A 22,133-nucleotide genomic window follows, 5' to 3' on the forward strand; every position below is an offset into this window, starting at 1 on the left:
CACAACGCCCGGCGAGCGCTGGGACTTGCGGTGTCAGGCTTCGGCGAACTTCTGGACGAAGGCGTCGGCCTGGTCGGCCGCGTGGTGGACGGCGTTGACGAACGGCATCCGGAAGCCGGACGAGATCCCGAGCAGCCAGATCCGCTCGCTGCGTCCGTCCATGCGCAGGCGCAGGTCGGTGTCCAGTTCCGGGGGCGCGGCGGACGGGCCGTCCGACAGCACCAGGGCTCCGTGGCGCATGTGCATGGGTCTGCTGGTGAAGCCGGTGGCGCACACGATCGTGTCGAAACGCTCGGTCCGGCCGTCCGGCCACTGCACGCGGGACGGGCCGTCCAGGCGGCTCGGCGCTCCGGCGCGCACCCTCACCTGCCCGCTGTCGAGCAGGGCCAGTAGCCGTTCGGCATTGCAGAGCGGGAACGCGCCCAGGTAGCGCATGAGCGGGCCGCACGCGCGATGCACGCGCCGCCGCGCGTCGGCGTCCCGGCGCAGCAGCATCGGGTTGGCGATATCGACCAGTTCGACGAGGACGTCCTGCCAGCCGACCTGCCCCCGCCGCGCGAGGCCGATCTCGGCGCGCAGCCGTTCGACCGTCCCGCGCGAGGCGTCGGCGCAGCTCAGCGGGAGGCCGAGGGTCCGCGCGGCGAGCGCCAGGATGCGACGGGTCAGGCGCGGGTCGGCCGGGTCGAGCCTGCCGACCTCCGCCGGGTCGATCCGCACGGCGCCCCGGACGGTCCGGGTGCGGACGGCGGGCAGGTCGCCGGACGGCGAGGCCATCGTCACCCGGTGCCCGTGCCGCGCGAGCAGCAGCGCGGCGTCGATCGCCGACAGCTTCGTCCCCAGCACCAGCACGTTGCCGGACGGCGGCACCGACTCCAGCATCCGCCGCTCCGGGAAGGGGCTCGGCACCACGCCCGGCATGCGGTCCAGACCGTCCGGAACCCGTGGCGGCCCCCATCCCGAACACACCAGCACATCGGTAGCGGACAGGCTCGTGCCGTCATCCAGGACGACCCGGTACCCGTCGTCGTGCCGCTCGACCCGGACGGCCCGCCGCGCGAACCGGCGGTATGCGGCACCGGGACGTCCCGCCCAGAAGTCATGGACGTCCCGCAGGTAGCGCGCGAACTCCCGGCGCGGCGCGAACGCCTCCCGGTCCGAAACCACGCCCCGCGCGGACAGGATTCCGCCGAAATCCCCGGGCGTCCTCGGCACCAGGGACATCAGGTCCGCCGAGGTGTTGCACAGCAGCGCCGCGTCCTCGACCGCGAACGCGGGACTCCCCCCGGCGGGCAGCGGATCCACGACGTCGACCGACGCGTCCGCCCCGGCCCGCGCCAGTGCCGCGAACGCCGCCGTCCCCGCGACTCCCCCGCCGATGATCACCACTCGTCGCCGCACGCCGTCCCCCCGAACCAGCGAAACAACCACCCCCACCGTTTCTATCAACCGCCTCGCAGCCCCCGGCGGGCGGCCGCGCGTTCGCGCTCGGCGTGACGGATCGGGTGGCCGGGCCGCGGGGGCGGGGCGCATGATCGCTGGATGAGGAGATTCCGTTTCGGGTTCAACTTCTTCGAGATCCGCTCGCGCGAGGAGTTCGCGGCGCAGTGCCGGCGGGGCGAGGAGTACGGGTTCGACGTCGCGTTCGTGCCGGACCACCTCGGGTCGCCCGCGCCGTTCCCGACGATGGTCGCGGCGGCGGACGCGACCGAGCGGCTCCGGGTCGGGTCGCTGGTGCTGAACGCGCCGTTCTGGAACCCGCACCTGCTGGCGCGCGAGGTCGCCTCGGTGGACCGGCTCACCGGCGGGCGGCTGGAGCTGGGGCTCGGCGCCGGGCACATGAAGTGGGAGTTCGACGAGGCGGGCATCCCGTGGGAGGGGTTCGCGGCGCGGGCGCGGCGGCTGGAGGAGACGGTCGAGGAGCTAGGCCGCCTGTTCGCCGCGGACCGGTACGAGCAGCGCGCGAAGGTGGACGAACTCTACGACCTGGCGGCGCTCCGGCCCGTCCAGCGCACCGGGTTCGGGGGTTTCGGCCCGCCGCTGCTCATCGGCGGGACGGGTGACCGGGTGCTCCGGATCGCCGCGAAGCACGCGGACACGGTCGCGATCGCGGGCACCTACCAGGTTCCGGGCGCGCCGCCCGGAACGCTGATGCTCGCGACCGCCGAGCAGGCCGCCGAGCGGGTCGCGTTCGTCCGGGAGCAGGCGGGCGAGCGGTTCGCCGGCATCGAGCTGAACGCGCTCGTCCAGCGGGTGATGATCACCGAAGACCGGCGCGGGACGGTGGAGAAGCTCGCCGCGCAGGCCCTCCCGCACATGACCCTGGACGAGGCGCTCGACACCCCGTTCCTGCTGGTCGGTACGGCCGAGCAGATCGCCGAGCAGCTGCGGGAGTCGCGGGAGCGGTTCGGGTTCAGCAACATCACCGTGCACGGGCCGTTCCTGGACGTCCTCGGCCCGGTGCTCGAACGGCTCCTCTAGTCAATTTGTTGATTAGGTGCATGTGCTAGCCTTCGAGGCGCATAGTCAACTCGTTGAGTAGGGGTGAGGTCGTGCATCCGTTCCGGAAGGCCGTCGAGGCGCGCGACGCCGCGGCGCTGGAGGCGCTGCTCGCGGACGACGTGGTGTTCACCAGCCCGGTCGCGTACAAGCCCTACCCCGGCAAGGCGATCACGGCGGCGATCCTGCGCGGCGTGCTGCGCGTTTTCGAGGACTTCCGCTACGTCCGGGAGATCTCCGAGCCGGGCGGCCGCGACCACGCGTTCGTCTTCAAGGCGACCGTGAACGGGCGCGAGGTGCACGGCTGCGACTTCCTGCACCTGGACGAGGACGGGCTGATCGACGAGTTCACCGTCATGGTGCGCCCGCTGTCCGGGGCGAACGCGCTGGCCGAGGCCATGGCCGCGCAGTTCGCCCAGATCGAGCGCGAGGCCCGCGGCGACTGAGCCGCCCGGTTACCGCAGCCAGGAGGCCCGGCGCGTCGCACGCGCCGGGCCTCCGGCGGTCAGCAGGCGCCCTGGTCGACCCACACTCCGGCCTGCCCGCCGGGGACGTCGCCGTAGGACCACCACTTGGCCTTCCAGCTGTGGCTCTGGTAGCTCACGACGGCACCGCCGTTGTAGGCGGTCGTCGCGCTCCACGGCGGAGCCGTGCAGGTGCCCGGCGGGGTCGTGGGCGGGGTGGTCGGCGGCGTGGTCGGCGGGGTCGCGCCCGCGAAGGCCGCGGTGAACTTGGTGAAGTCCCACGCGCCCTGCGCGACGCTGCTGCACGTCCCGGACGTCCGGCCGTTGTTGTCGGGCGGGTTGCACTGCCGGTCGCGGTTGACCGACCAGAACGTGAACCGGCTCAGGTGGTGGCTCGTCGCGTAGTTCAAGACGGCCTGGAAGTCCGCCTGGTAGAAGTACTCGCCCGAGTCCGAGCGCCCGTTCATCCCGGAGAACCCCTCGTGCGCGTACGCGGTGGCGCCGTCCCAGCCGAACGTGCTCATCAGCAGCGAGTGGAAGTTCTCCAGCGCCGAGATCTGCGCGGACGACCCGTTGAAGCCGCCGTCGAACGGCATGATCGCGTAGTTGTCCGGGGTGAAGCCGAGGTTCTTGGCGGTGTTGAGGAGCTGCGTCCCGAACCAGCCGGTGCCCTGGGCCGTCCCGGCGGTGGTCACCGACACGTACAGCCCGGCGTTGTCGCGCTGGAGGATCTGCGCCGCGCCCAGCTCGCGCGAGATCGCCGCGCTGTTCTCGTACTCGGGCTCTTCCAGGTCGAAGTCGATGGCCTTGACCGAGTACTTGGTGATGACCTGCTGGTACGCCGCCGCCGTGGACGCGGCGTCCGGGCAGACCTCACCGAGCTTGGTGCCGTTGTAGCCGCCCGCCGACACCGACACGTCGCCCCCGGCCGTCCGGATCTTGGCGATGACCGCGCCGACGGCGGTGTCGGACGAGACGGGCGCCGTGCCGTCCCAGGCCGGCGCGCACGAGCCGCCGGAGGCCAGGACGAAGGCGAGCTCGAACGACTTCTGCGACGTCGCCGCCATGACCTGCGCCAGGTCGGGCGGATCGTTGTCCAGCGGCATCACGTACGGCGCGGCGCCGTACCAGTTGCGGCCGACGTCGGCGCGCGCGGCGCCGGGCCGCAGCACGACGGCCAGGGCCAGGGCGAGCAGCACGACCGAGAGCGCCCCGAGCGCGCGCAGCAGGCCGGCGCGCGGGAGCAGCGGGGTGGGCGGGGTCATCCGACGGTCCTCCTCGGGACGTCCGAGCGCTCCCCCGCCACGCATCAATAAAGAAGCTTTCCTATTGATACGCCCAAACCCGCCCCTTGTCACCCCCGCGCACCCGCCCCTTGTCACCCCCGCGCACCCGGCCCTTGTCACCCCCGCGGAACCGGCCCCTGTCACCCCCGGAGGCCGGGGTGCTCCCCGGCCTCCGGAAGGCCCCCGCGGCCCGGGCCGGTCAGCCGGTCGGGCGGGCTTCCATCAGGGTCGTGCCGGCCGGGAGCTCCTGGGCGGAGGTGAGCTTGAGGTCGGCGGCCTCGAAGAGCGCGCCGTACTCGGCGTGCGTGCGCTCCTGCCCGGCGTCGAACATGGCGAGCATGCGGATGTCGCCGTCGAGGCCGACGTGGGGGCGGTCCTCGTCGGGAAGGGCGTACTCCAGGACGAGGAGCCGGCCGTCCTGCGGCATCGCCTCGCGGATCCTCCGGAGGATGCGCACCGCGTCCCCGTCCGACCAGTTGTGCAGGACGCTGGCCAGGAAGTAGGCGTCGGCGCCCGCGGGCAGCGGGTCGGCGAAGAAGTCGCCGGTCACGACGTCCACGCTCGCCGGCAGGTACTTGCGGGCGTGCTCGGCCACGTGCGGCAGCTCGAAGAGCGTGCCGCGCAGGTGCGGGTTCGCGGCCATCACCGCGGCGAGGAAGTGGCCCTTGCCGCCGCCGACGTCCACCAGCGTGTCCACGCCGCTGAAGTCGTACAGCGCCGCGACCGCCCGCCGGTGCGGGATGGCCCGGGCGGTCATGTAGTCGTCGAACAGCCGGGACAGCTCCGGACGAGCCGCCACGTGGTCGTAGATCATGCCGTGCTCCTTGACGAACGCGGAGCGGCCCTCGCGCACCGTGTCCCCGAGGTGCCCGTAGCCGTAGCGGAACTCGGGCGACGCGTTCATCTTGACGGCCGCGAGCATCGAGCCCGGCGCGTCCGAGCGGAGCGTCTCGCCGGACGGGGTGAGCGCGTAGCGGCCCGCGCCGTCGGACGCGACGATGCCCATCCCGGCCAGCACGCGCAGCACGCGCGCGAGCCCGGCGGCGTCCGCGCCGCAGCGGGCGGCCAGCTCGGCGGGGGTGAGCGGGCCGTCCATGTGGTCGGCCGCGCCCAGGTCGGCGAAGGCGGCGAGCGAGGCGAACCGGGACAGGCCGCCGATGGCCGTCCAGATCGCGTTCGTCGGCTCGTCGGTCGCCGGTTCGCCGTTCGCCGACTCGCCGTTCGCCGGCTCGCCGGGTTTCGGGAGCGTGGTCACGAGGTACCTCCGGAGGCGTCGTGCCAGGCGAGGACGCGGCGTTCGGCCAGCCCGAACAGGGCGTTCAGCAGGGTGCCGAGCACGCCGAGCAGGACGATCCCGCCCCAGACGCCTGGGTTGTCGAAGTTGCGCTGCTCGTCCAGCAGCTGGAAGCCGATCCCGGAGGTGCTGCCCTTCATCTCCGAGACGACCATGAGGATCAGGGCCAGCGACAGGCTCACCCGCAGCCCCGCGAAGATCTTCGGCGCGGCGGAGGGCAGCAGCACCCGGCCGATCCGCTGCGCGGCCGAGAACCGGAACACCCGGGCGATCTCCAGCTGCGTCGGGTCCACCGAGCGGGCGCCCTCGGCGGAGTTCAGCAGCACCGGCCAGACGATTCCGAACAGGATGGTGCCGAGCTGCATGGACGTGCCGCCGCCGAACAGCGCGAGGAAGAACGGCAGCAGCATGATCGGCGGGATCGCGTAGCCGAAGTGGATCAGCGGCCGGACGTACCCGTACAGCCGCCGCGAGCGGCCGAGCGCGAGACCGCCGAGCACGCCGGCGACCCCGGCGAGGACCCACGCGGTGAGCAGCCGCTCCACGCTGCCGGGCACGTTGTCGAGCGCGCCCGGGCCGAGCCAGAGGTGCGAGGCCGGCCCGCCCAGCCACATCGCGCGCATCGCGTGCACGATCTGCGTCGGCGGCGGGTAGCTGATGTCGTCCGCGCGGCGCGCGAGCACCTCCCACAACACGATCACCAGCGGCACGGGCACGATCCGCAGCGCCAGCCACACGAGCACGCGCACGAGCCGGTTCGGGCGGCGGCGCGCCGGCCTGGCCCGGGTTTCGGTCACGCCAGGGGTTTCGGTCACGTGCGGGTCTCCGGGCCTGCCGCTGGGGACGCGAGGGGATCCGGTCATGCGGCCGCCCTCCGCCAGCGGAACAGGCGGCGCTCCGCCCGGGTGAACAGCACGTCGAACGCCAGGCCGAACAGGCCCGCCCAGACGGCCGCCGCGACGATCATCTCCAGGGCGTCCGCGCTGCCGCCCGCCTGGACGAGGTACACCCCGACCCCGGACGTGCCGCCGTTCACCAGCTCGACGCTGATCGCGAGGATCAGCGCGACGCCGGACGCGACCCGCGCGCCGGTGGCGACGAACGGCGCGACGCTCGGCAGCGCCACCCGCAGCAGCACGGCGAGCCGTCCGAAACCGAAGGTGCGCAGCGTCTGCACGGCGACCGGGTCGACCTCGCGGAGCCCGTAGACGGTGTTGACGAGGATCGGCCAGGTCGCGCCGTAGGCGATGACCACCAGCTTCAGGTGCAGCGCGGCCGGGAAGATCATCATGGCCAGCGGGATCACCGCGACCGACGGGATCGGGCGCAGGAACTCCACGAACGGCCGGGTCGCCGTCCGCACCGCGGGCACCGAGCCGATCAGGAACCCCGCCGGGACGGCGACGGCCAGCGTGAGCAGCATGCCGAGCGCCCACGCGGTGAGCGTCGTCCGGACGTCCCCGAGGAACTCCGAGTCCCCGGCGAGCCGTGCGGCACGTTCCAAAGTGGCCGACGCCAGCGGGACGGTCTTGCGGTCGATGAGTCCGGTGCGTCCGGCGGCCTCGCAGGCGGCGAGGAACACCAGCACGCCGATCGCGCCCCGCACCAGGTCGGGGCTCAGGCGGCGGCGGGGGACCGCGCGGCGGCCCGGGGCGCCCCCGGGCGCGGGGGCCGCCGCCCGCCCCGGCCCGCGGCGCGCGTCGGGCGCGGCGGCGGCCGGGGAGGCGGCGGACGGTACGGGCTGCGGGCTCATCCGGACTGGGTGGCGAGCGCCGCCTTGGCGTCCATGGTCTGCTTCAGGTAGCCGAACCGGACCATCAGGTCGGGCACCCGCTGGATCCGGGTCGGGTTGAGCGTGATCGGGTAGCCGGGCAGCGTGATGATCTTCACCAGCTGCGGGTCGATCTTGGCGTAGCCGGTGATGGTCTGGTTCAGCTCCGGCCGGTTGGACGCCGCGTCCCGCTGGGCCCGGGCGATCGCGCGCTGGAACGCCGCGACCGTGTGCGGGTTCTGCTTGGTGAACTTCTCGCTGACCTCCCAGCCCGCGATAGGCAGGTTGGCGGTCGCGCCGGTCATCGAGTCGGCGATCGTGCGCAGGCCGAGCTTGGCGCGGCCGCCGGTCAGGAACGGCTCGGTGAGCAGGGCCGCGTCCGCCGCGCCCTTCTGCAGCGCGGCGGGCATCTCCGGGAAGGCGAACTCGACGAAGTGCACGTCCTTGGCGTCCACGTCGTTGAGCTTCAGCGTGGAGACGACCGCCAGCTCGGCGACGTTCTTCAGCGTGTTGACCGCGATCCGCTTGCCCTTGAGGTCGGCCACGGACTTGATCGGCGAGTCCTTGGGCACCACGATCGGGAACAGGTCGGGACGCGCCTCGGCGGCGTCCGCGATGACCTTGACCATGGTCCCCTTGTCGCGGGCGAGGAACACCGAGACGTAGTTCGACAGGGTGACGTCGAGCGAGCCGGCCATCAGCCGCTGCGTGCCGATCGCGCCGCCCTGGATCGGCTCGAACTTCACGTTCAGGCCCTCGGCCTTGAAGTAGCCCTTGTTCACCGCGATCGGCACCGCCGCGGAGTCGGCGATCGGGATGATCCCGACCTTGAGGTCGGTCTTCTCCAGGCCGTTCTTGCCGCCGGAGTGCTTGTCGCCGGACCCGCCGCAGGCGGACAGCGCGAGGGCGGCGGCCAGCACGGCCGAAAGTGCGCGAGGGAACCGCATCTATGCTCCAAGCTGGGGGAACGCCGTCGCCGGACGTGCCGGAGGGACGGCGCCGGGCAGGGCGGACAACGAAAACGCGGGTCAGCTTAGTGCCGCCGGTCAGGCTTAAAAGATCAAGAATTGACAACGCCGCCGCGCTCCGAGTTCTGGCCGGAGTCATTCGCACCTATCGGATGTTCCCATTCGCCGGTGGACGGCGCTGACAGATCCGGTCAGACGTCCACTCCCTCGGCGGACACGAAATGGACCGTGCCAATTCGGCGCCGCGGCCGCGATGTCCGCAATGTGTTTCGGTCGCGAAGTTGATGCATTAGGTCGTAACCCCAACCCCGGTCCGCACGGCCTCGCGAGCGCGAGAATCTCTCACAACGCCGAACGGGCGCGTGACCGTCCCCGTGGGACGGCCCGCGCCCGGTCTTCCGATGCGGTGGCCCGCTCCGCCCGGCGCTACCCCGCGCCGGGCCGGACGACCAGCTCCGACAGCCCGTGGAACGTGGACGACGTGCGCCAGCGCGGCTCGGCGTCCACGGGCGTCAGGCCGGGGAACCGCGCGAACAGGCGCGTCAGGGTCTCGGCGGTTTCGAGCCGGGCGAGCGCCGCCCCGAGGCAGTAGTGGTGGCCCGCACCGAACGCCAGATGCGGCACGGGCTCGCGGGCCAGGTCCAGCCGGTCCGGGTCCGGGAAGCGGCGCGGGTCGCGGTTCACCGCGTCCAGGCGGATCACGACCCGCGAACCCGCCGGGACGCGCGTCCCGCCGAGATCGTGGTCGGTGAGCGCGGCGCGTCCGGCGAGCTTGACCGGCGTCTCGGCGCGGAGCAGCTCCTCGACGGCGCGGGCCGGGTCGGCGTGCAGCGCCGCGATCTGCGTCCGGTCGCTCATCAGCGCGAACGCGCCGTTCCCGATGAGGTTCGCGGTCGTCTCGTGCCCGGCCGCCAGCAGCAGGACGCAGGTCGCGACGACCTCTTCGAGACTCAGCTCCGGGATCGCCGCCAGCTCGCTGACGAAGTCGCCGCGCGGATGCTCCCGGCGTTCGAGCAGCAGCGGCAGCAGGAACATCATCACCTCGTTGGACGCCTCCGCGCCGCGCGCGACATCCTCGGCGGTCGGCGCCACCTCCAGCATCCGGACGAGCCCCGGCGTCTGGTCGCGGAACACCCGCGCGCCCTCCGCGCCGACGTCGAACAGCTCAGCGATGACCGCGAGCGGGACGAGGTAGGCGACCTCGCTCATCAGATCGGACTCGTCCGCCGGGTCACCGGACGGGCCCTCGGCGAACAGGCCGTCCAGGACGGCGTCGGCGATCGCCGCGACGCGCGGGCGCAGCCGCTCGACCGCGCGCGGTGTGAACGCCGGGCTGAGCAGGCGGCGCAGGCGGGTGTGGTCGGGCGGGTCCATGAACAGCAGCGCGCCGGGCGGGACCTCGAAGGGCCGGTCGGCGAGCGTGCGGGGGTCGCTGCTCCAGCCGGGCTCGCGCAGCACCCGCGCGGCCTCCTCGAAGCCCGACACGACGAAGGCGCCGATGTGGGCGTCCCACGCGACCGGTTCAGCCGAGGCTGCGACCGACATGGCGCTCCCTCCAGAAGTCCTGGTCGAGTTCTCCGTACGGGGTGGCGGGCGGCGCGCCGCGGTCCCACTCGTCGCAGATGCCGCGCCACTCCCCCGTCGCGTGCAGCTCGCCGAGGACGGCGCTCATGCCCATCTCGATCCGGGACAGGAACAGGAAGTCGGCCGGCATCGTGAGCCGCCGCAGCAGCGCCCCGTACGCCCCCGTCGGCGAGAACGCCGCCTGGACGGCCGCCGCGCCCCGGTCCGGCGTGAACGTGTACGGCTGCGGACCGACGAGCGAGTGCAGGTTCGCCTGGAACCAGCTCAGCAGCTCGGCGGGGTCGGGTGCGGCGTCGTCCGGTGGGAAGAAGCCCGCGTCCAGGAGCGCCCGGCTGAACCCGGACGCGTCGCCGTCCACGGTCGCGGTCACCATCGCGCGCATCTGGCCGATCTGCCGCGGCGTGAACCGCTTGACGCAGCCGAAGTCGAGGAACGTGACCGTCCCGTCGTCGTGGAACAGGTAGTTGCCGGGGTGCGGGTCGGCGTGGAAGAGGCCGCGCCGGCGCAGCGAGCCGAGCGTGAAGCGGTAGACGACCTCGCCCCAGCGGTCGCGCAGGTCCTGCTCGGCGGTCAGCGCCTTGGCCCAGCGCATCCCGTCCGCGAACTCCATGGTCAGCACCCGGTCGGCGCACAGCTCCGGCACGACCTCCGGGACGCGAACGAACGGGTGCCCGCGGTAGACCCCGGCGAACTCGGCCTGGTTGGCGGCCTCGGTCCGGTAGTCCAGCTCCTCGCCGATCCGGACGCTCACCTCGGCGGCGAGCGCGCGCATGTCCATCCGGCTCAGGCTCGGCGCCATCGAGCGGGCCAGGCTGAAGAAGCCGACCAGCAGCTCGGTGTTGGACAGGTCGGCGCGGATCGCTGCCTCGACGCCCGGGTACTGCACCTTCACCGCGACGCGTCGGCCGTCCTCCAGCGTCGCCGCGTGCACCTGGCCGATGGACGCGGCGGCGATCGGCTCGCGGGAGAACTCGGCGAACAGCTCCTCCGGCCGCGCGCCCAGCTCCTGCTTCACCATCGCGGCCGCGTCCTCGTACGGCATCGGCGGCGCGCTGTCCTGCAGCCGCGCGAGGGCGGCGCGGTAGACGGGCGCGTAGTCGCCGTCCAGCGCGGGCGCGAAGCTGACGAACGAGAGCAGCTGCCCCGCCTTCATCAGCACGCCCTTCGAGCGGCCGAGCCGCTCGGCGTAGCGTTCGGCGGCCCGTTCGTGGAACGAGGCGTCGCGCCGCCCGCGCAGGGACGCGACCACCGCCTCGCCCGCCGTCCGGCCCGCCGCCCCCAGTAGCGGCGCGGCCCGGGCCACCCGTCCCCGGCGCACCGCGTGCGACCTCTCCTGCTCAGCCATCCAAGAGCCCCAGTCAGTGGACACTGCCGTCGCCTCAGTGTTTACTTAGGCGCATGACGACGTCAACCCCCACCCGGGACCGGATCATCGACGCGGCCATGCGGCTGTTCGGCGAGCAGGGCTACCGCGGAACGAGCGTCGCGCAGATCGAGCGGGCCGCCGGGCTGACCCCCGGCGCGGGCGGCATGTACCACCATTTCCGCACCAAGGAGGCGGTGCTGCGGGCGGGCATCGAGCGCAACCTCAACCGGCTGGACGCGCTGCGCGACATCCGCCGGGTGCTCGGCGACCTCGGCGACCTGCGCGCCGAGCTGACGCTGACCGCGCGCTACGTGCTCACCGAGCTGGACGGCGAGCAGGAGCTGCTGCGCATCATGGTCACCGAGGCGCGCAGCCGCCCGGAGATCGTCGAGGACGCCGTCCGGCAGCTCGTGCACACCACGTTCGCCGAGTTCACCGCGTGGCTGCGGGACAGCGCCGGCGTCCCGGAGGAGCGCGCCGCCGCCGTCGCCTCGGTCGGGCTCGGCGCGCTGTTCTCGTCCCGGATGATGACCGGCCTGCTGCGCGTCACCGCCGTGGGTGTGGACGACGAGACGTTCGTCGCGACCTGGGTCGAGATGATGCACCGCATGCTGAGGCCCGACCCGGCGTAGCGCCGGGCCGGGTCGTCCGCCCGGGCGCTCAGGCGGTGTACACCGCCTCGCCGCCGACGTAGGTGGCCTGGACGCGGGCGTCGGCGATCTCCTCCGGCGGGCCGCTGAGGATGTCGCGGTCCAGCACGACGAGATCGGCGAGGTTGCCGACGCGCAGGCTGCCGGTGTCGTCCAGGCCGTTCACGTGCGCGGACCCGGCGGTGTAGGCGGCGAGGGCGGTGCCCGCGTCGAGCCGCTGCTCGGGCAGGAAGACGCGCTCGTCGGACGAGCCGGGCTCGCGCCGGTTGACCGCGACGTGCAGGCCCGCGAGCGGGTCGGGGCTGCTCACCGGCCAGTCGCTCCCGGCGGCGAGGGTCGCGCCCGCGCGCAGCAGGTCGCCGAACGGGTACTGCCAGGCCGCGCGCTCGGGGCCGAGGAACGGGATGGTCAGCTCGTCCATCTGCGGCTCGTGCGCGGCCCAGAGCGGCTGCATGTTCGCGACCGCGCCGAGCCGGGCGAACCGCGGCACGTCGTCGGGGTGGACGACCTGGAGGTGCGCCAGGTGGTGGCGGGTGCCGAGCCGGCCGTTGGCGGCGCGCGCGGCCTCCACCGCGTCCAGCGCCTCCCGGACGGCCCGGTCGCCCAGCGCGTGGAAGTGCACCTGGAAGCCGAGCGCGTCCAGCTCGGTCACGTACCCGCGCAGCGCCACCGGGTCGACGAAGCTGAGGCCGGAGTTGTCGGTCGCGCAACCGCAGGCGTCCAGGTACGGGCCGGTCATCGCGGCGGTGAAGTTCTCCGCGACGCCGTCCTGCATGATCTTCACGCTGTCCGCGCGGAACCGGCCGTGCCGCAGCCGCGCGCGGGCCTCGACCAGCTCGGGGACCTGCTCGGCGCCGCGCTCCCGGTCCCACCACAGGGCGCCGTTGACCCGCGCGGTGAGGCTGCCGTCGCGCGCCGCCGCCAGGTACGCCGCGTCGTTCCCGCTGAAGGAGCCGAAGCCGCCGACCGCCGCGTCCTGCCAGGCGGTGATGCCGAGCGAGTGCAGGAGCCGCTGCGCGCGCAGCAGCCCGGCGAGCATGTCGGCATCGGTGCGGGCGGGGACGAGCCGTCCGACCAGTTCGGCGGCGCCCTCCTGCAGCACGCCGCTCGGGGTGCCGTCGGGTTCGCGCTCGATCCGTCCGTCCGGCGGGTCGGGCGTCTCGGCGGTCACCCCGGCCAGCTCCAGCGCGCGGGTGTTGCACCAGACCCCGTGGTGGTCGCGGTTGTGCAGGTAGACCGGGCGGTCGGGGACGATCCCGTCCAGCAGCCGCCGGTCCGGCAGACCGCCCGCGAAGCTCTCCATCGACCAGCCGCCGCCGGTGATCCACTCGCGGTCCGGATGCGCCTCGGCGAAGGCCCGCACCGCCTCCAGGTAGCCCGCCACCTCGACCGTCCCGGTCAGGTCGCACTCGCCCAGCTCGACGCCGCCGCTGACGGCGTGCACGTGCGCGTCCTGGAAGCCGGGGATCAGCAGCCGTCCGGCCAGGTCGACGACCTCGGTGCGGGGACCGGCCAGCTCGCGCACCTCGTCGTGCCCGACCGCGACGATCCGCCCGCCGCGCACGGCGAGCGCGGTCGCGCGGCTGCGGGCCGCGTCCACGGTGTGGACCGGTCCGCCTATGAAGATCAGCTCGGCGTGTGTCATGGGTTGCTCCCGTCGGTGGTTCCGTCCGGCGCGCCGCCTCCGGCACCGGACGGCTGACCAGGCAAGCCTGCCAGGCCTTCCAACGTCAATGCTGTTGACATAAGGTGCGGCCATGAGCGAACGCGTCACACCCGAGGATCGGCGGCGCCGCCGGCGGCCGACCAAGCAGGGCACCGTGCTGTCGGAGGACCTCATCGTCGAGACGGCGCTGCGGCTGATCGCGCGGCACGGCGCGGCGGCGCTGACCGTCCGGCGGCTCGGCGCGGCGCTCGGCGCGGACCCGAGCTCGCTGTACCGCTACTTCCGCGACACCGACGACCTGCTGCTCGCCGTCGCCGACGAGCTGATCGGACGCACCCAGGCGGGCTGGGCGCCGACCGGCGAGTGGCGCTCCGACCTGCGCGAGATCGGGCTGCGGATCCACGCGTCCTACCAGGCGCACCCGCAGCTGGCGATGCTCGCCACGCACCGCACGACCGGGCGCGGCAACGAGATGCGGGCGGTGGAGGCGATCCTCGGCGTGCTGCGCACGGCCGGGTTCCCCGACGCCGAGGCGGTCACGCTCTACCACGCCTTCATCGACCACGCGCTCGGCATGGCCGCGCTGGAGGCGGCGTCGATGGCGCTGCCGCCCGCCGCGCGGGACGCCGAGCTCCGGGTCTGGCGCGGGCAGTACACCGAGCTGAGCCCGGACACGCATCCGAACATCGCCGCGACGGCCCAGCTGCTGACCGCCGAGATGCGGCACAGCGCCTACCCGTTCTCGCTCGAACTGCTGCTGGACGCCATGGAGGCGCGCCTTCCCGCGGCCGCCCGCTCTTATGACAACAGTATTGACGGTTGAGGCCGAGAGGACTCTGATGGCCCTCACGCTCGCCGACCGGTCACCGCGTCCGGTCCGTTGTAAGGGGTCGTCCGATGCGCACCTCCCGTCCCTTGGCCGCGCTGGCGCTCGTCGCCGTCGCGGCCGCCGCCTGCGGCGGCGGTTCGAGACCCGCCGGGTCCGGCGCGTTCCAGATCACCAAGGACACCGCGCCCGCCAAGGGCCCGGTCGACACGGTCACCTGGTCGCTGTACGGCGAACCGCTGTCGCTCGACTACGCGTACGCGTTCGACTATCCGCCGAACACCGTGCTCGCCAACGTCTGCGAGCAGTTGCAGCGCATCACGCCGGACCTGAGAGTCGAACCTGGCCTCGCCTCGGCGTCGTCCTCGCCCGACGCCAAGCGCTGGGTGTACACGATCCGTCCGGGCGTGAAGTTCCACGACGGGACGGCGCTGACCGCCGACGACGTGGTGGCCAGCCTGCGGCGGCACCTGGACCCGAAGGTCGGCTCGTCCTGGATCTCGGCCTACATGAACGTCGCGTCCGTCGAGAAGACCGGGCCGATGCAGGTGACCGTCCACCTGACCAAGCCCGACCAGCTGTTCAACGAGGAGATGGGCACCTCCGCCGGGACGGTCGAGAGCGCCGCGACGCTCGCCAGGGAGGGGCGCAACTACGGCACGCCCGACACCGGCGTCAACTGCACCGGCCCGTACAGCCTCGCCCGGTGGCAGAAGGGCCAGGCGATCACGCTCAAGCGGTTCGACGGCTACTGGGACGCCTCGCTGCGCCCCAAGGCCGCCACGATCCGGACCGTCTTCATCCAGGACCCGTCCACGCGGGTGAACTCGCTGCTGTCCGGCGAGGTGGACGGCACCTACTTCCTCCCGTCGTCCGGATTCGCCAAGCTGCGCGCAGCCTCCAATGGGAAGCTGTACTACGGGCCGAACACCACGGCCGTGAGCCTGATCCCGACGAACCTCAAGGGGACGCTCGGGGACGCCCGCGTCCGCAAGGCGCTGTCGATGGCGCTGGACCGGACGGGCATCATCAAGGCCGCCGCCGCGGGCGTCGCCACCCCGGCCAAGGCCCCCGCCGCGATCGGCGCGTGGGGCATCGCGCCCGAGGCGGCCAAGGGCTACTACGCCCAGCTGCCCGACCTCAAGCAGGACGTGACCGCCGCGAAGCAGCTCGTCCAGCAGGCGGGCGCGTCCGGCAAGAAGATCGTCATGACGACCAGCACGGTGTCGCCGGAGGTCGGCGTGATCGCCAACGCCGTCCAGGCCGCCGGACGCGCGATCGGGCTGAGCGTCGAGCTGCGGTCGGTCGCCCCGGACGCTTACACGGCCCTGTTCACCGACGCCAAGTCCCGCACGGGCGTGGACCTGATGATGACGACCTGGTACGACTCCACGCCGGACCCGCTGGAGTTCTACGGCATCCTGCGGACGGGCAACTTCGCCAACTACGGCGGCTACTCCAACCCCGCCTACGACGCGCTCGTGGACCAGGCGAACTCCGAGCCCGCCCCGGCGGCCCGCGCCGCGACCGTCGCGAAGCTCCAGAAGCTCGCCGTGGACGACATGGTCTGGATCCCGCTCTACGAGGTCCCGTACACGCTGTTCCTGAACCGGAAGGTCACCGGCGCGCCGACCGGGATCACCCAGCTGGAGTACCCCTGGGCGGCCAAGCTCGGATCGGCGGGCTGAGGTGGCCCTGTTCCTGCTCAAGCGGCTCGCCGGGATGGTCGCGACGCTCTTCGCGACCGCGCTGGCCGTGTTCGGCTCGATCTACCTCGCGCCCGGCGACCCGGCCGTGTTCCTCATGAAGGGACGGCCCGCCACGCCCGAGACGCTCGCCGCGATCCGCGCGCAGTACCACCTGAACGACCCGTTCGCCGTGCAGTTCGGCAAGTGGCTCGGCGGCGTGCTGACCGGCGACTTCGGCCGCTCGGTGCAATTCCGGCAGGACGTCGGCGGGCTGATCGCCGCGCGGCTGCCGACCACGCTCTGGCTGGTCGCCTACGCGGCGCTGCTGATCCTGGTCGCGGGCCTCGCGGTCGGCGCGGTCGCGGCGCTGCGGCGCGGGGTCGCCGACCGGATCGTCCTGGTCGGGACGGGTGTGGCGACCGCGACACCCGCGTTCGTCGCGGCGATCGGGCTGATCACGGTGTTCTCGGTGAAGCTGCACTGGTTCCCCGCGTTCGGCAACGGCACCGGGTTCGGCGGGCGGATCACCCACCTCACGCTCCCGGCGGTCGCGCTGGCGCTGACGTTCGCGGGCCTGCTCGCCCGCGTCACCCGCTCGTCCATGCTCGAAGCGCTCGCCAGAGAACACGTGGAGGTCGCGCGCTCGCGCGGCGTGCCGGGCGCGACCGTCGTCCGCCGCCACGTGCTGCGCAACAGCCTCGGCCCGATCAGCACGGTCACCGGGACCGTCGTCGCCGGGCTGCTGGTCAGCACCTCGATCGTGGAGACCGCGTTCGGCCTGTCCGGTGTCGGGCAGCTGCTGGTGTCCTCGGTGACCGTGAAGGACTTCCCCGTGGTGCAGGCCGTGTCGCTGCTGGTCGTGTTCGCCTTCGTGCTCGCGAACCTGCTGGTCGACCTGGTCCAGCCGCTCATCGACCCGCGAGTGAAGGGAGCCGCGCGATGACCGCCGTGGCCCTCCGGCGGCGCCGGATGCTGCGCCGGCTGCACGGCGGCGACGCTCTGCAGACCGCCGCGCTGATCGTGCTCGCCGTGATCGTCCTGGTGGCGGCGCTCGCCCCCTGGATCGCGCCGCACGACCCGAACGGGCTGGACCTGTCGGCCGCGCTCGGCGGCGCGTCCGGCGACCACCCGCTCGGCACCGACGAGTCCGGCCGGGACGTGCTGTCCCGGATGATCTACGGCGCGCGCACCGGGCTGCTCGGCCCGCTGGTCGTCGTGGCCGTCTCGACCGTGCTCGGCGCGGTCGTCGGCGTCACCGCCGCGTGGTGCGGAGGCTGGGTGGACGCGCTGCTGTCGCGGGCCATGGACCTGGTGTTCGCGCTGCCCGGCCTGCTGCTCGCGATCGTCCTGGTCGCCGTGTTCGGACCCGGCCTGACCGCGCCGATCGCGGCGATGAGCATCGCCTACGTCCCCTACGTCGGACGGCTCGTGCGCAACGTGGCCGTCCAGGAGGCGACGCGTCCGTACATCCAGTCCTACCGGGTGCAGGGCTGGTCCGGCTGGACGATCTGCCTGCGCCACCTCGCGCCGAACATCGCGCCGCTGGTGCTGGCGCAGTCGGCGATGAACTTCGGCTACTCGCTGATGGACCTGGCCGCGCTCAGCTTCCTCGGCTTCGGCGTGCAGCCGCCGGACTCGGACTGGGGAGCGATGATCAACAACGGCGCGTCCGCGCTGCTGCAGGGCGCGGTGCTGCCCGCGCTCGCGCCCGGCGCGGCCATCGTGGTCGCGGTCGTGGCGTTCGGGATCGTCGGCGAGGGTGTCGCCGACCGCGTCGCCAAGCGGGAGGCGTGATGCGGGAGAGCGCGCTGCTGGAGATCGAGGGGCTGACCGTCCGGCTCGCGTCGGGCGCCGCGCGGCCCGTCCTGGACGGGGTGTCGCTGCGCGTGGCGGAGGGCGAGACCGTCGGGCTCGTCGGCGAGTCCGGATCGGGCAAGTCCGTCACCGGACGGTCCGTGCTCGGGCTGATGCCGGACGGGGCCGAGGTCACCGGGTCCGTCCGGGTCGCCGGACGGGACGTCCTCGCCCTGCCGCCCGCGCGGTTGCGCGAGGTGCGCCGGCGCGAGGTCGCGATGGTGTTCCAGGACCCGCGCGCCTCGATCAACCCGGTCCGGCGCATCGGCGACTTCGTCACCGAGGGGCTGCGCGCGGGCGGCACGCCGATGCGCGCCGCGCTGAAGGCGGCCGAGGAGCTGCTGGAGTCGGTCGGGATCGAGCAGCCGCGCCGCGCGCTGCGCCGGTTCCCGCACGAGTTCTCCGGCGGCATGCTGCAGCGCGTCATGATCGCCGGGGCGCTGGCCGGCGGGCCGCGGCTCCTGCTCGCCGATGAGCCGACCACCGCCCTGGACGTCACCACGCAGGCCGAGGTCATCTCGATCCTCACGCGGCTGCAGGCCGAGCGCGGCACCGGGATGTTGTTCGTGACCCACGACCTGGACCTCGCCGCCGCCGTCTGCGACCGGATCTACGTCATGTACGCGGGACGGATCGTGGAGGAGCAGACCACGGACGGCCTGTTCGCGCACCCCCGGCATCCGTACACCGCCGGTCTGCTCGCCGCGACGCCGCGGCTGGAGTCCGACGAGCCGCCGCGCGGCGTGCCGGGACGTCCGGTGTCGCTCGCCGAGGACCCCGAGGGCTGCGCGTTCGCGGCCCGCTGCCGCTTCGCCGCGCCCGGGTGCGCCGCCGAGCGGCCCCCGCTTCGCCCGGTGGACGGCGTGTCCGTCGCCTGCCTTCGCGCCGAGGAGCTGGTACATGACTGAGCAGCCCGTCCTCGCGGTCGAGGGACTGCGCAAGACGTTCGGCGACCACGCGGCCGTGGACGGCGTGTCGTTCACCGTCCCGCCCGGCGGGAGCCTGGCGATCGTCGGCGAGTCCGGGTCCGGGAAGACCACGACCGCGCGGATGCTGGTCGGGCTGGAGCGGCCGTCCGCCGGGCGCGTCCTGGTCTGCGGGACGGACCGGACGTCCCCGCCGCGCGGCCGGAGATCCCGGCTCGCCCGCGCCCGCGACGTCCAGATGGTCTTCCAGGACCCGTACCTGTCGCTGGACCCGCGGGTGACCGTCGCCGGCGCCGTGGAGGAGCCGCTCCGCCTGCACTTCGACCTGGACCAGGCCGCGCGGCACGCCCGCCGGGACGAGCTGCTGGACCGGGTCGGGCTCGGCGAGCGGGAGGCCGCCGCGCTCCCCCGGCGCCTGTCGGGCGGCCAGCGGCAGCGCGTCGCGCTGGCCCGCGCGCTCGCCGTCGAGCCGAAGGTGCTGGTGCTGGACGAGGCGACGTCCGCGCTGGACGTGTCCATCCAGGCCCAGATCGTCGAGCTGCTGCGGGAGCTGCGGGCCACGCTCGGGGTCGCGTTCGTGTTCGTCAGCCACGACCTGTCGCTGGTCCGGCATGTCGCCGACGACGTGCTCGTGCTGCGCCGGGGGCGGGCCGTCGAGTCGGGGCGGGCCGCCGCCGTCCTCGCCGCGCCCGAGCACCCCTACACCCGGCTGCTGCTCGACTCGGTGCCACGGCGCGGCTGGGACCCGGCCCGCATCGCCGCCGACCGCCGGGCCCTGGCCTGACCCGTCCCGCCTGACCCACCCCGGCGGCTCTGCTCCCCTCCCGAGCCGCAGGGGTGCCGGGCCACCCGGCGCTGGAGCGGCCTCACGCCGGGGTGATCGGGCCGAGCCAGGTGCCGCCGGAGACGTCGAGGGTCTGGCCGGTGACGTAGCGGGCGTCCGGTCCGGCGAGGAAGGCGACGACGTCCGCGACGTCCTCGGGCTCGCCGAGCCGGCCGAGCGCGGTGATCGACTCCAGCGCGGCGACGGCCTCCGGGATGCCGGTGTACCCGGCCGTCATGTCGGTGCGGATCGCGCCGGGCGCGACCGTGTTGACCGTGATCCCGCGCCGTCCCAGCTCGTTGGCGAGGGTCGGGGCGAGCGCCTCCAGCGCGGCCTTGGTCACGGTGTAGCCGATCTGCACCGGCACCGCGACCCGGCTCGCGACCGAGCCCATGTTGACGATCCGGCCGCCGTCGTTCAGCAGCGGCAGCGCGCGCTGGACGACGAAGAACGGCGCGGCGACGTTCACCTTCATCAGCCGGTCGAACTCGCCGCGGGTGAGCGTCGCGGCCGGGCTCGCCGAGCCGATTCCGGCGTTGTTGACCAGGATGTCCAGGCCCCGGCCGTCCAGGGCGGGGACGAGGGCGTCGAAGAGGCGGTCCACCGCGTCGTCCTCGTCGAAGGGCGCCTGGATCGCGACGGCCCGGCCGCCGGCGCGCTCGATGTCGCCGACCGTCCGCTTGGCCGCGTCCGCGTCGGACCCGTAGTGGACGGCCACGAACGCGCCCTCGGCGGCCAGCCGGAGCGCCACCGCCCGCCCGATCCCGCGCGAGCCGCCGGTCACCAGCGCCGTCCTGCCGTTCAGCGTGCCCATGTCGTCCTCCTCGTCAGGGGCCGGAACCCGGTTGCGTTCCGGCGATGAGGAGACAGTGCCGCGGGCCGCTCACCGCGCCCTCACCGCCCGCTCACCGGGCGGCGAAAGCGCGGCTCAGGACGCGGATCAGGAGGGAGTCGGCTCGGCGGCGGGACGGCGGTCCAGGTCGAAGCGCTCCATGATCCGCTCGGAGCCGCTCGCCCAGTTGGTCTTGAGCGCGTCGACCGCGCCCTCGACGTCCCCGGCGAGCAGGCACTCGGCGATCCGCTCGTGCTCGGCGGCCGACCGCTCCAGCACGTCCTGGTCGCCGACGACGACCCGCTCGTAGCGGTGCATGGTGAGCTTCAGCGAGCCGATCATGTCCAGCAGCCGCTCGTTCGGGCAGCCGGAGGTCAGCAGCTCGTGCCACTCGTCGTCGTAGCGTTCGAGGACGGCGTAGGCGGCGCGCTGGTCGGGGAACCCGCGCGCCTCGGCCAGCAGCCGCGGCGCGATCGACACCAGGAACGCCGGGTCGGTCAGCCGCAGCGCCAGGGACTCCATCTCCCGCACGATCGTGCTGAGGTCGAGGAACTCCTTGCGGCTGAGCGGCGCGAACCGGAAGCCCTTGCCGCGCTCGCTGCGGATCACCCCCTCGCGCTCCAGCGCGATCAGCGCCTCGCGCAGCGGGGTGCGGCTGACGCCGAGGTCGGCGGCCATCCGGTTCTCGTTGATCGGCTCGTCCGCGGCGAACTCGCCCCGGCCGAGCCGCTCCAGCAGCTCGTCCTTGATCTGCTCGCGCAGCGGGCGGCGCTCGATCGGCATGCTCTCCCTCTTCCCAGTGCCCGGTTCCGACCGTGCCGGCCGGGCGCGCGGCCACCGCCGTCGGTGCGCGCGCCCGGCCGCGGGCTCACGCCGTGCCCGCGCCGTCCACCGCGAGGACGGCCCCCGACACGAACGCCGCGGCGTCGCCGGCCAGGAACGCCACCGTGCTCGCGATGTCGCGCGGGGTGCCGATCCGGCCGAGCGGACGGTCGGCCGCGTCGGCATAGAACGTCTCGACCGATTCTCCGAGCTGCCGCGCCTCGTCGGCGAGCATCCCGGTGGCCGTGTCGCCCGGGCAGACGCAGTTGACCCGGATGTTCTGCGGTCCGTGGTCGATGGCCATGGCGCGCGTCATGTTGACGACCGCCCCCTTCGACGCACAGTACGATACGGCCTGCGCGCCGCCCCGGATGCCCCAACCGGAGCCGGTGTTGACGATGCTGCCGCCGCCCGCGGCCGCCATCAGCGGGATCGCGTACCGGCTCATCAGCATGATCGACTTGATGTTGACCGCCATCACCAGGTCCCAGTCGTCCTCGGTGATCTCCGACACGGTCGAGCGGCGGATGATCCCGGCGTTGTTGAACAGCACGTCCACCCCGCCGAACGCCTCGCGGGCCAGGCCGATCGCGGCCTCGCAGTCGGCCGCCCTCGACACGTCGCAGCGGGCGAACACGGCGTTCGGGATGGCCTTGGCGGCCTCCTCCCCCGCCTCGGCGTTCAGGTCGGCGAGCACGACGGACGCGCCGAGCTCGGCGAGCAGCTCCGCCGTGGCGCGGCCGATTCCGGACGCCGCCCCGGTCACGACGGCGCGCTTTCCGGTCAGATCAATCATGGGAAGGCTCCTTGCACATGG

General features: G+C 73.4%; 20 protein-coding genes and 1 pseudogene. 9 read left to right on the forward strand and 12 right to left on the reverse strand.

The window, feature by feature from the left end; translation table 11 throughout:
- Positions 1-33: 33 nt before the first annotated feature.
- Positions 34-1,398, reverse strand: coding sequence for an FAD/NAD(P)-binding protein (locus tag FHU30_RS21410; RefSeq protein ID WP_253878278.1), 1,365 nt, complete (start codon positions 1,396-1,398; stop codon positions 34-36).
- Between the two features lie 141 nt (positions 1,399-1,539).
- On the opposite strand from FHU30_RS21410, the gene FHU30_RS21415 reads away from it, so the two are divergent.
- Together FHU30_RS21415 and FHU30_RS21420 are read left to right on the forward strand one after the other, a co-directional pair.
- A complete protein-coding gene (locus FHU30_RS21415; RefSeq protein ID WP_253878280.1) occupies positions 1,540-2,478 on the forward strand; it encodes a TIGR03621 family F420-dependent LLM class oxidoreductase in 939 nt (312 codons plus the stop codon).
- A 71-nt stretch (positions 2,479-2,549) separates the two neighbouring features.
- Complete coding sequence (locus tag FHU30_RS21420; protein WP_253878878.1) at positions 2,550-2,942, forward strand: nuclear transport factor 2 family protein; 393 nt, start codon at positions 2,550-2,552, stop codon at positions 2,940-2,942.
- A gap of 59 nt (positions 2,943-3,001) precedes the next feature.
- Here the strand turns inward: FHU30_RS21420 and FHU30_RS21425 are convergent, their stop codons facing one another.
- The 7 genes from FHU30_RS21425 to FHU30_RS21455 form a co-directional block, all read right to left on the reverse strand.
- On the reverse strand, positions 3,002-4,225 hold the full coding sequence (locus FHU30_RS21425; RefSeq protein WP_253878282.1) for a chitinase: 1,224 nt from the start codon (positions 4,223-4,225) through the stop codon (positions 3,002-3,004).
- 220 nt (positions 4,226-4,445) lie between these two features.
- Positions 4,446-5,501, reverse strand: coding sequence for a methyltransferase (locus tag FHU30_RS21430; protein WP_253878284.1), 1,056 nt, complete (start codon positions 5,499-5,501; stop codon positions 4,446-4,448).
- A complete protein-coding gene (locus FHU30_RS21435; RefSeq protein WP_253878286.1) occupies positions 5,498-6,355 on the reverse strand; it encodes an ABC transporter permease in 858 nt (285 codons plus the stop codon). Before FHU30_RS21435 ends, FHU30_RS21430 begins: the two co-directional genes overlap by 4 nt.
- 44 nt (positions 6,356-6,399) lie before the next feature.
- The gene (locus FHU30_RS21440; protein WP_253878288.1) at positions 6,400-7,293 is read right to left on the reverse strand and encodes an ABC transporter permease; all 894 of its coding nucleotides are present in this window, start codon (positions 7,291-7,293) and stop codon (positions 6,400-6,402) included.
- Positions 7,290-8,258 (reverse strand): ABC transporter substrate-binding protein, encoded by a 969-nt coding sequence (locus FHU30_RS21445; RefSeq protein WP_253878290.1) that lies wholly within the window; start codon positions 8,256-8,258, stop codon positions 7,290-7,292. Before FHU30_RS21445 ends, FHU30_RS21440 begins: the two co-directional genes overlap by 4 nt.
- Before the next feature lie 447 nt (positions 8,259-8,705).
- On the reverse strand, positions 8,706-9,824 hold the full coding sequence (locus FHU30_RS21450) for a cytochrome P450 (RefSeq protein WP_253878292.1): 1,119 nt from the start codon (positions 9,822-9,824) through the stop codon (positions 8,706-8,708).
- A complete protein-coding gene (locus tag FHU30_RS21455) occupies positions 9,802-11,208 on the reverse strand; it encodes an ABC1 kinase family protein (RefSeq protein WP_253878293.1) in 1,407 nt (468 codons plus the stop codon). Before FHU30_RS21455 ends, FHU30_RS21450 begins: the two co-directional genes overlap by 23 nt.
- 53 nt (positions 11,209-11,261) lie before the next feature.
- Between FHU30_RS21455 and FHU30_RS21460 the strand changes: the two genes are divergently transcribed.
- A complete protein-coding gene (locus FHU30_RS21460; protein ID WP_253878295.1) occupies positions 11,262-11,861 on the forward strand; it encodes a TetR/AcrR family transcriptional regulator in 600 nt (199 codons plus the stop codon).
- A 28-nt stretch (positions 11,862-11,889) separates the two neighbouring features.
- Here the strand turns inward: FHU30_RS21460 and FHU30_RS21465 are convergent, their stop codons facing one another.
- Positions 11,890-13,524, reverse strand: a complete 1,635-nt coding sequence (locus tag FHU30_RS21465) for an amidohydrolase (RefSeq protein ID WP_253878297.1) — start codon at positions 13,522-13,524, stop codon at positions 11,890-11,892.
- A gap of 112 nt (positions 13,525-13,636) precedes the next feature.
- Between FHU30_RS21465 and FHU30_RS21470 the strand changes: the two genes are divergently transcribed.
- The 6 genes and pseudogenes from FHU30_RS21470 (at position 13,637) to FHU30_RS21495 (ending at position 19,623) form a co-directional block, all read left to right on the forward strand.
- The gene (locus FHU30_RS21470) at positions 13,637-14,368 is read left to right on the forward strand and encodes a TetR/AcrR family transcriptional regulator (RefSeq protein ID WP_253878299.1); all 732 of its coding nucleotides are present in this window, start codon (positions 13,637-13,639) and stop codon (positions 14,366-14,368) included.
- A 74-nt stretch (positions 14,369-14,442) separates the two neighbouring features.
- Positions 14,443-15,816, forward strand: a pseudogene (locus tag FHU30_RS21475) (ABC transporter substrate-binding protein); the annotation flags it as partial.
- A 244-nt stretch (positions 15,817-16,060) separates the two neighbouring features.
- Positions 16,061-17,002: an ABC transporter permease gene (locus FHU30_RS21480; protein WP_253878303.1), complete on the forward strand. Its 942-nt coding sequence runs from the start codon at positions 16,061-16,063 to the stop codon at positions 17,000-17,002.
- On the forward strand, positions 16,999-17,853 hold the full coding sequence (locus tag FHU30_RS21485; protein ID WP_253878305.1) for an ABC transporter permease: 855 nt from the start codon (positions 16,999-17,001) through the stop codon (positions 17,851-17,853). The genes FHU30_RS21480 and FHU30_RS21485 overlap by 4 nt, the downstream gene beginning before the upstream one ends.
- Positions 17,853-18,821 (forward strand): ABC transporter ATP-binding protein, encoded by a 969-nt coding sequence (locus FHU30_RS21490; RefSeq protein ID WP_253878307.1) that lies wholly within the window; start codon positions 17,853-17,855, stop codon positions 18,819-18,821. Before FHU30_RS21485 ends, FHU30_RS21490 begins: the two co-directional genes overlap by 1 nt.
- Positions 18,814-19,623 carry an ABC transporter ATP-binding protein gene (locus FHU30_RS21495; protein WP_253878308.1) on the forward strand — a complete coding sequence of 270 codons (810 nt, stop codon included), beginning with the start codon at positions 18,814-18,816 and terminating at the stop codon, positions 19,621-19,623. Before FHU30_RS21490 ends, FHU30_RS21495 begins: the two co-directional genes overlap by 8 nt.
- Before the next feature lie 82 nt (positions 19,624-19,705).
- Here the strand turns inward: FHU30_RS21495 and FHU30_RS21500 are convergent, their stop codons facing one another.
- The 3 genes from FHU30_RS21500 to FHU30_RS21510 form a co-directional block, all read right to left on the reverse strand.
- The gene (locus FHU30_RS21500; RefSeq protein ID WP_253878310.1) at positions 19,706-20,476 is read right to left on the reverse strand and encodes an SDR family NAD(P)-dependent oxidoreductase; all 771 of its coding nucleotides are present in this window, start codon (positions 20,474-20,476) and stop codon (positions 19,706-19,708) included.
- A 126-nt stretch (positions 20,477-20,602) separates the two neighbouring features.
- On the reverse strand, positions 20,603-21,277 hold the full coding sequence (locus FHU30_RS21505) for a GntR family transcriptional regulator (protein WP_253878312.1): 675 nt from the start codon (positions 21,275-21,277) through the stop codon (positions 20,603-20,605).
- Positions 21,278-21,362: 85 nt separating this feature from the next.
- Positions 21,363-22,112: an SDR family NAD(P)-dependent oxidoreductase gene (locus FHU30_RS21510; protein ID WP_253878314.1), complete on the reverse strand. Its 750-nt coding sequence runs from the start codon at positions 22,110-22,112 to the stop codon at positions 21,363-21,365.
- Between the last annotated feature and the right edge of the window lie 21 nt (positions 22,113-22,133).

The organism is Actinomadura rupiterrae, from assembly GCF_024172125.1.
Classification (GTDB): Bacteria; Actinomycetota; Actinomycetes; order Streptosporangiales; family Streptosporangiaceae; genus Spirillospora; species Spirillospora rupiterrae.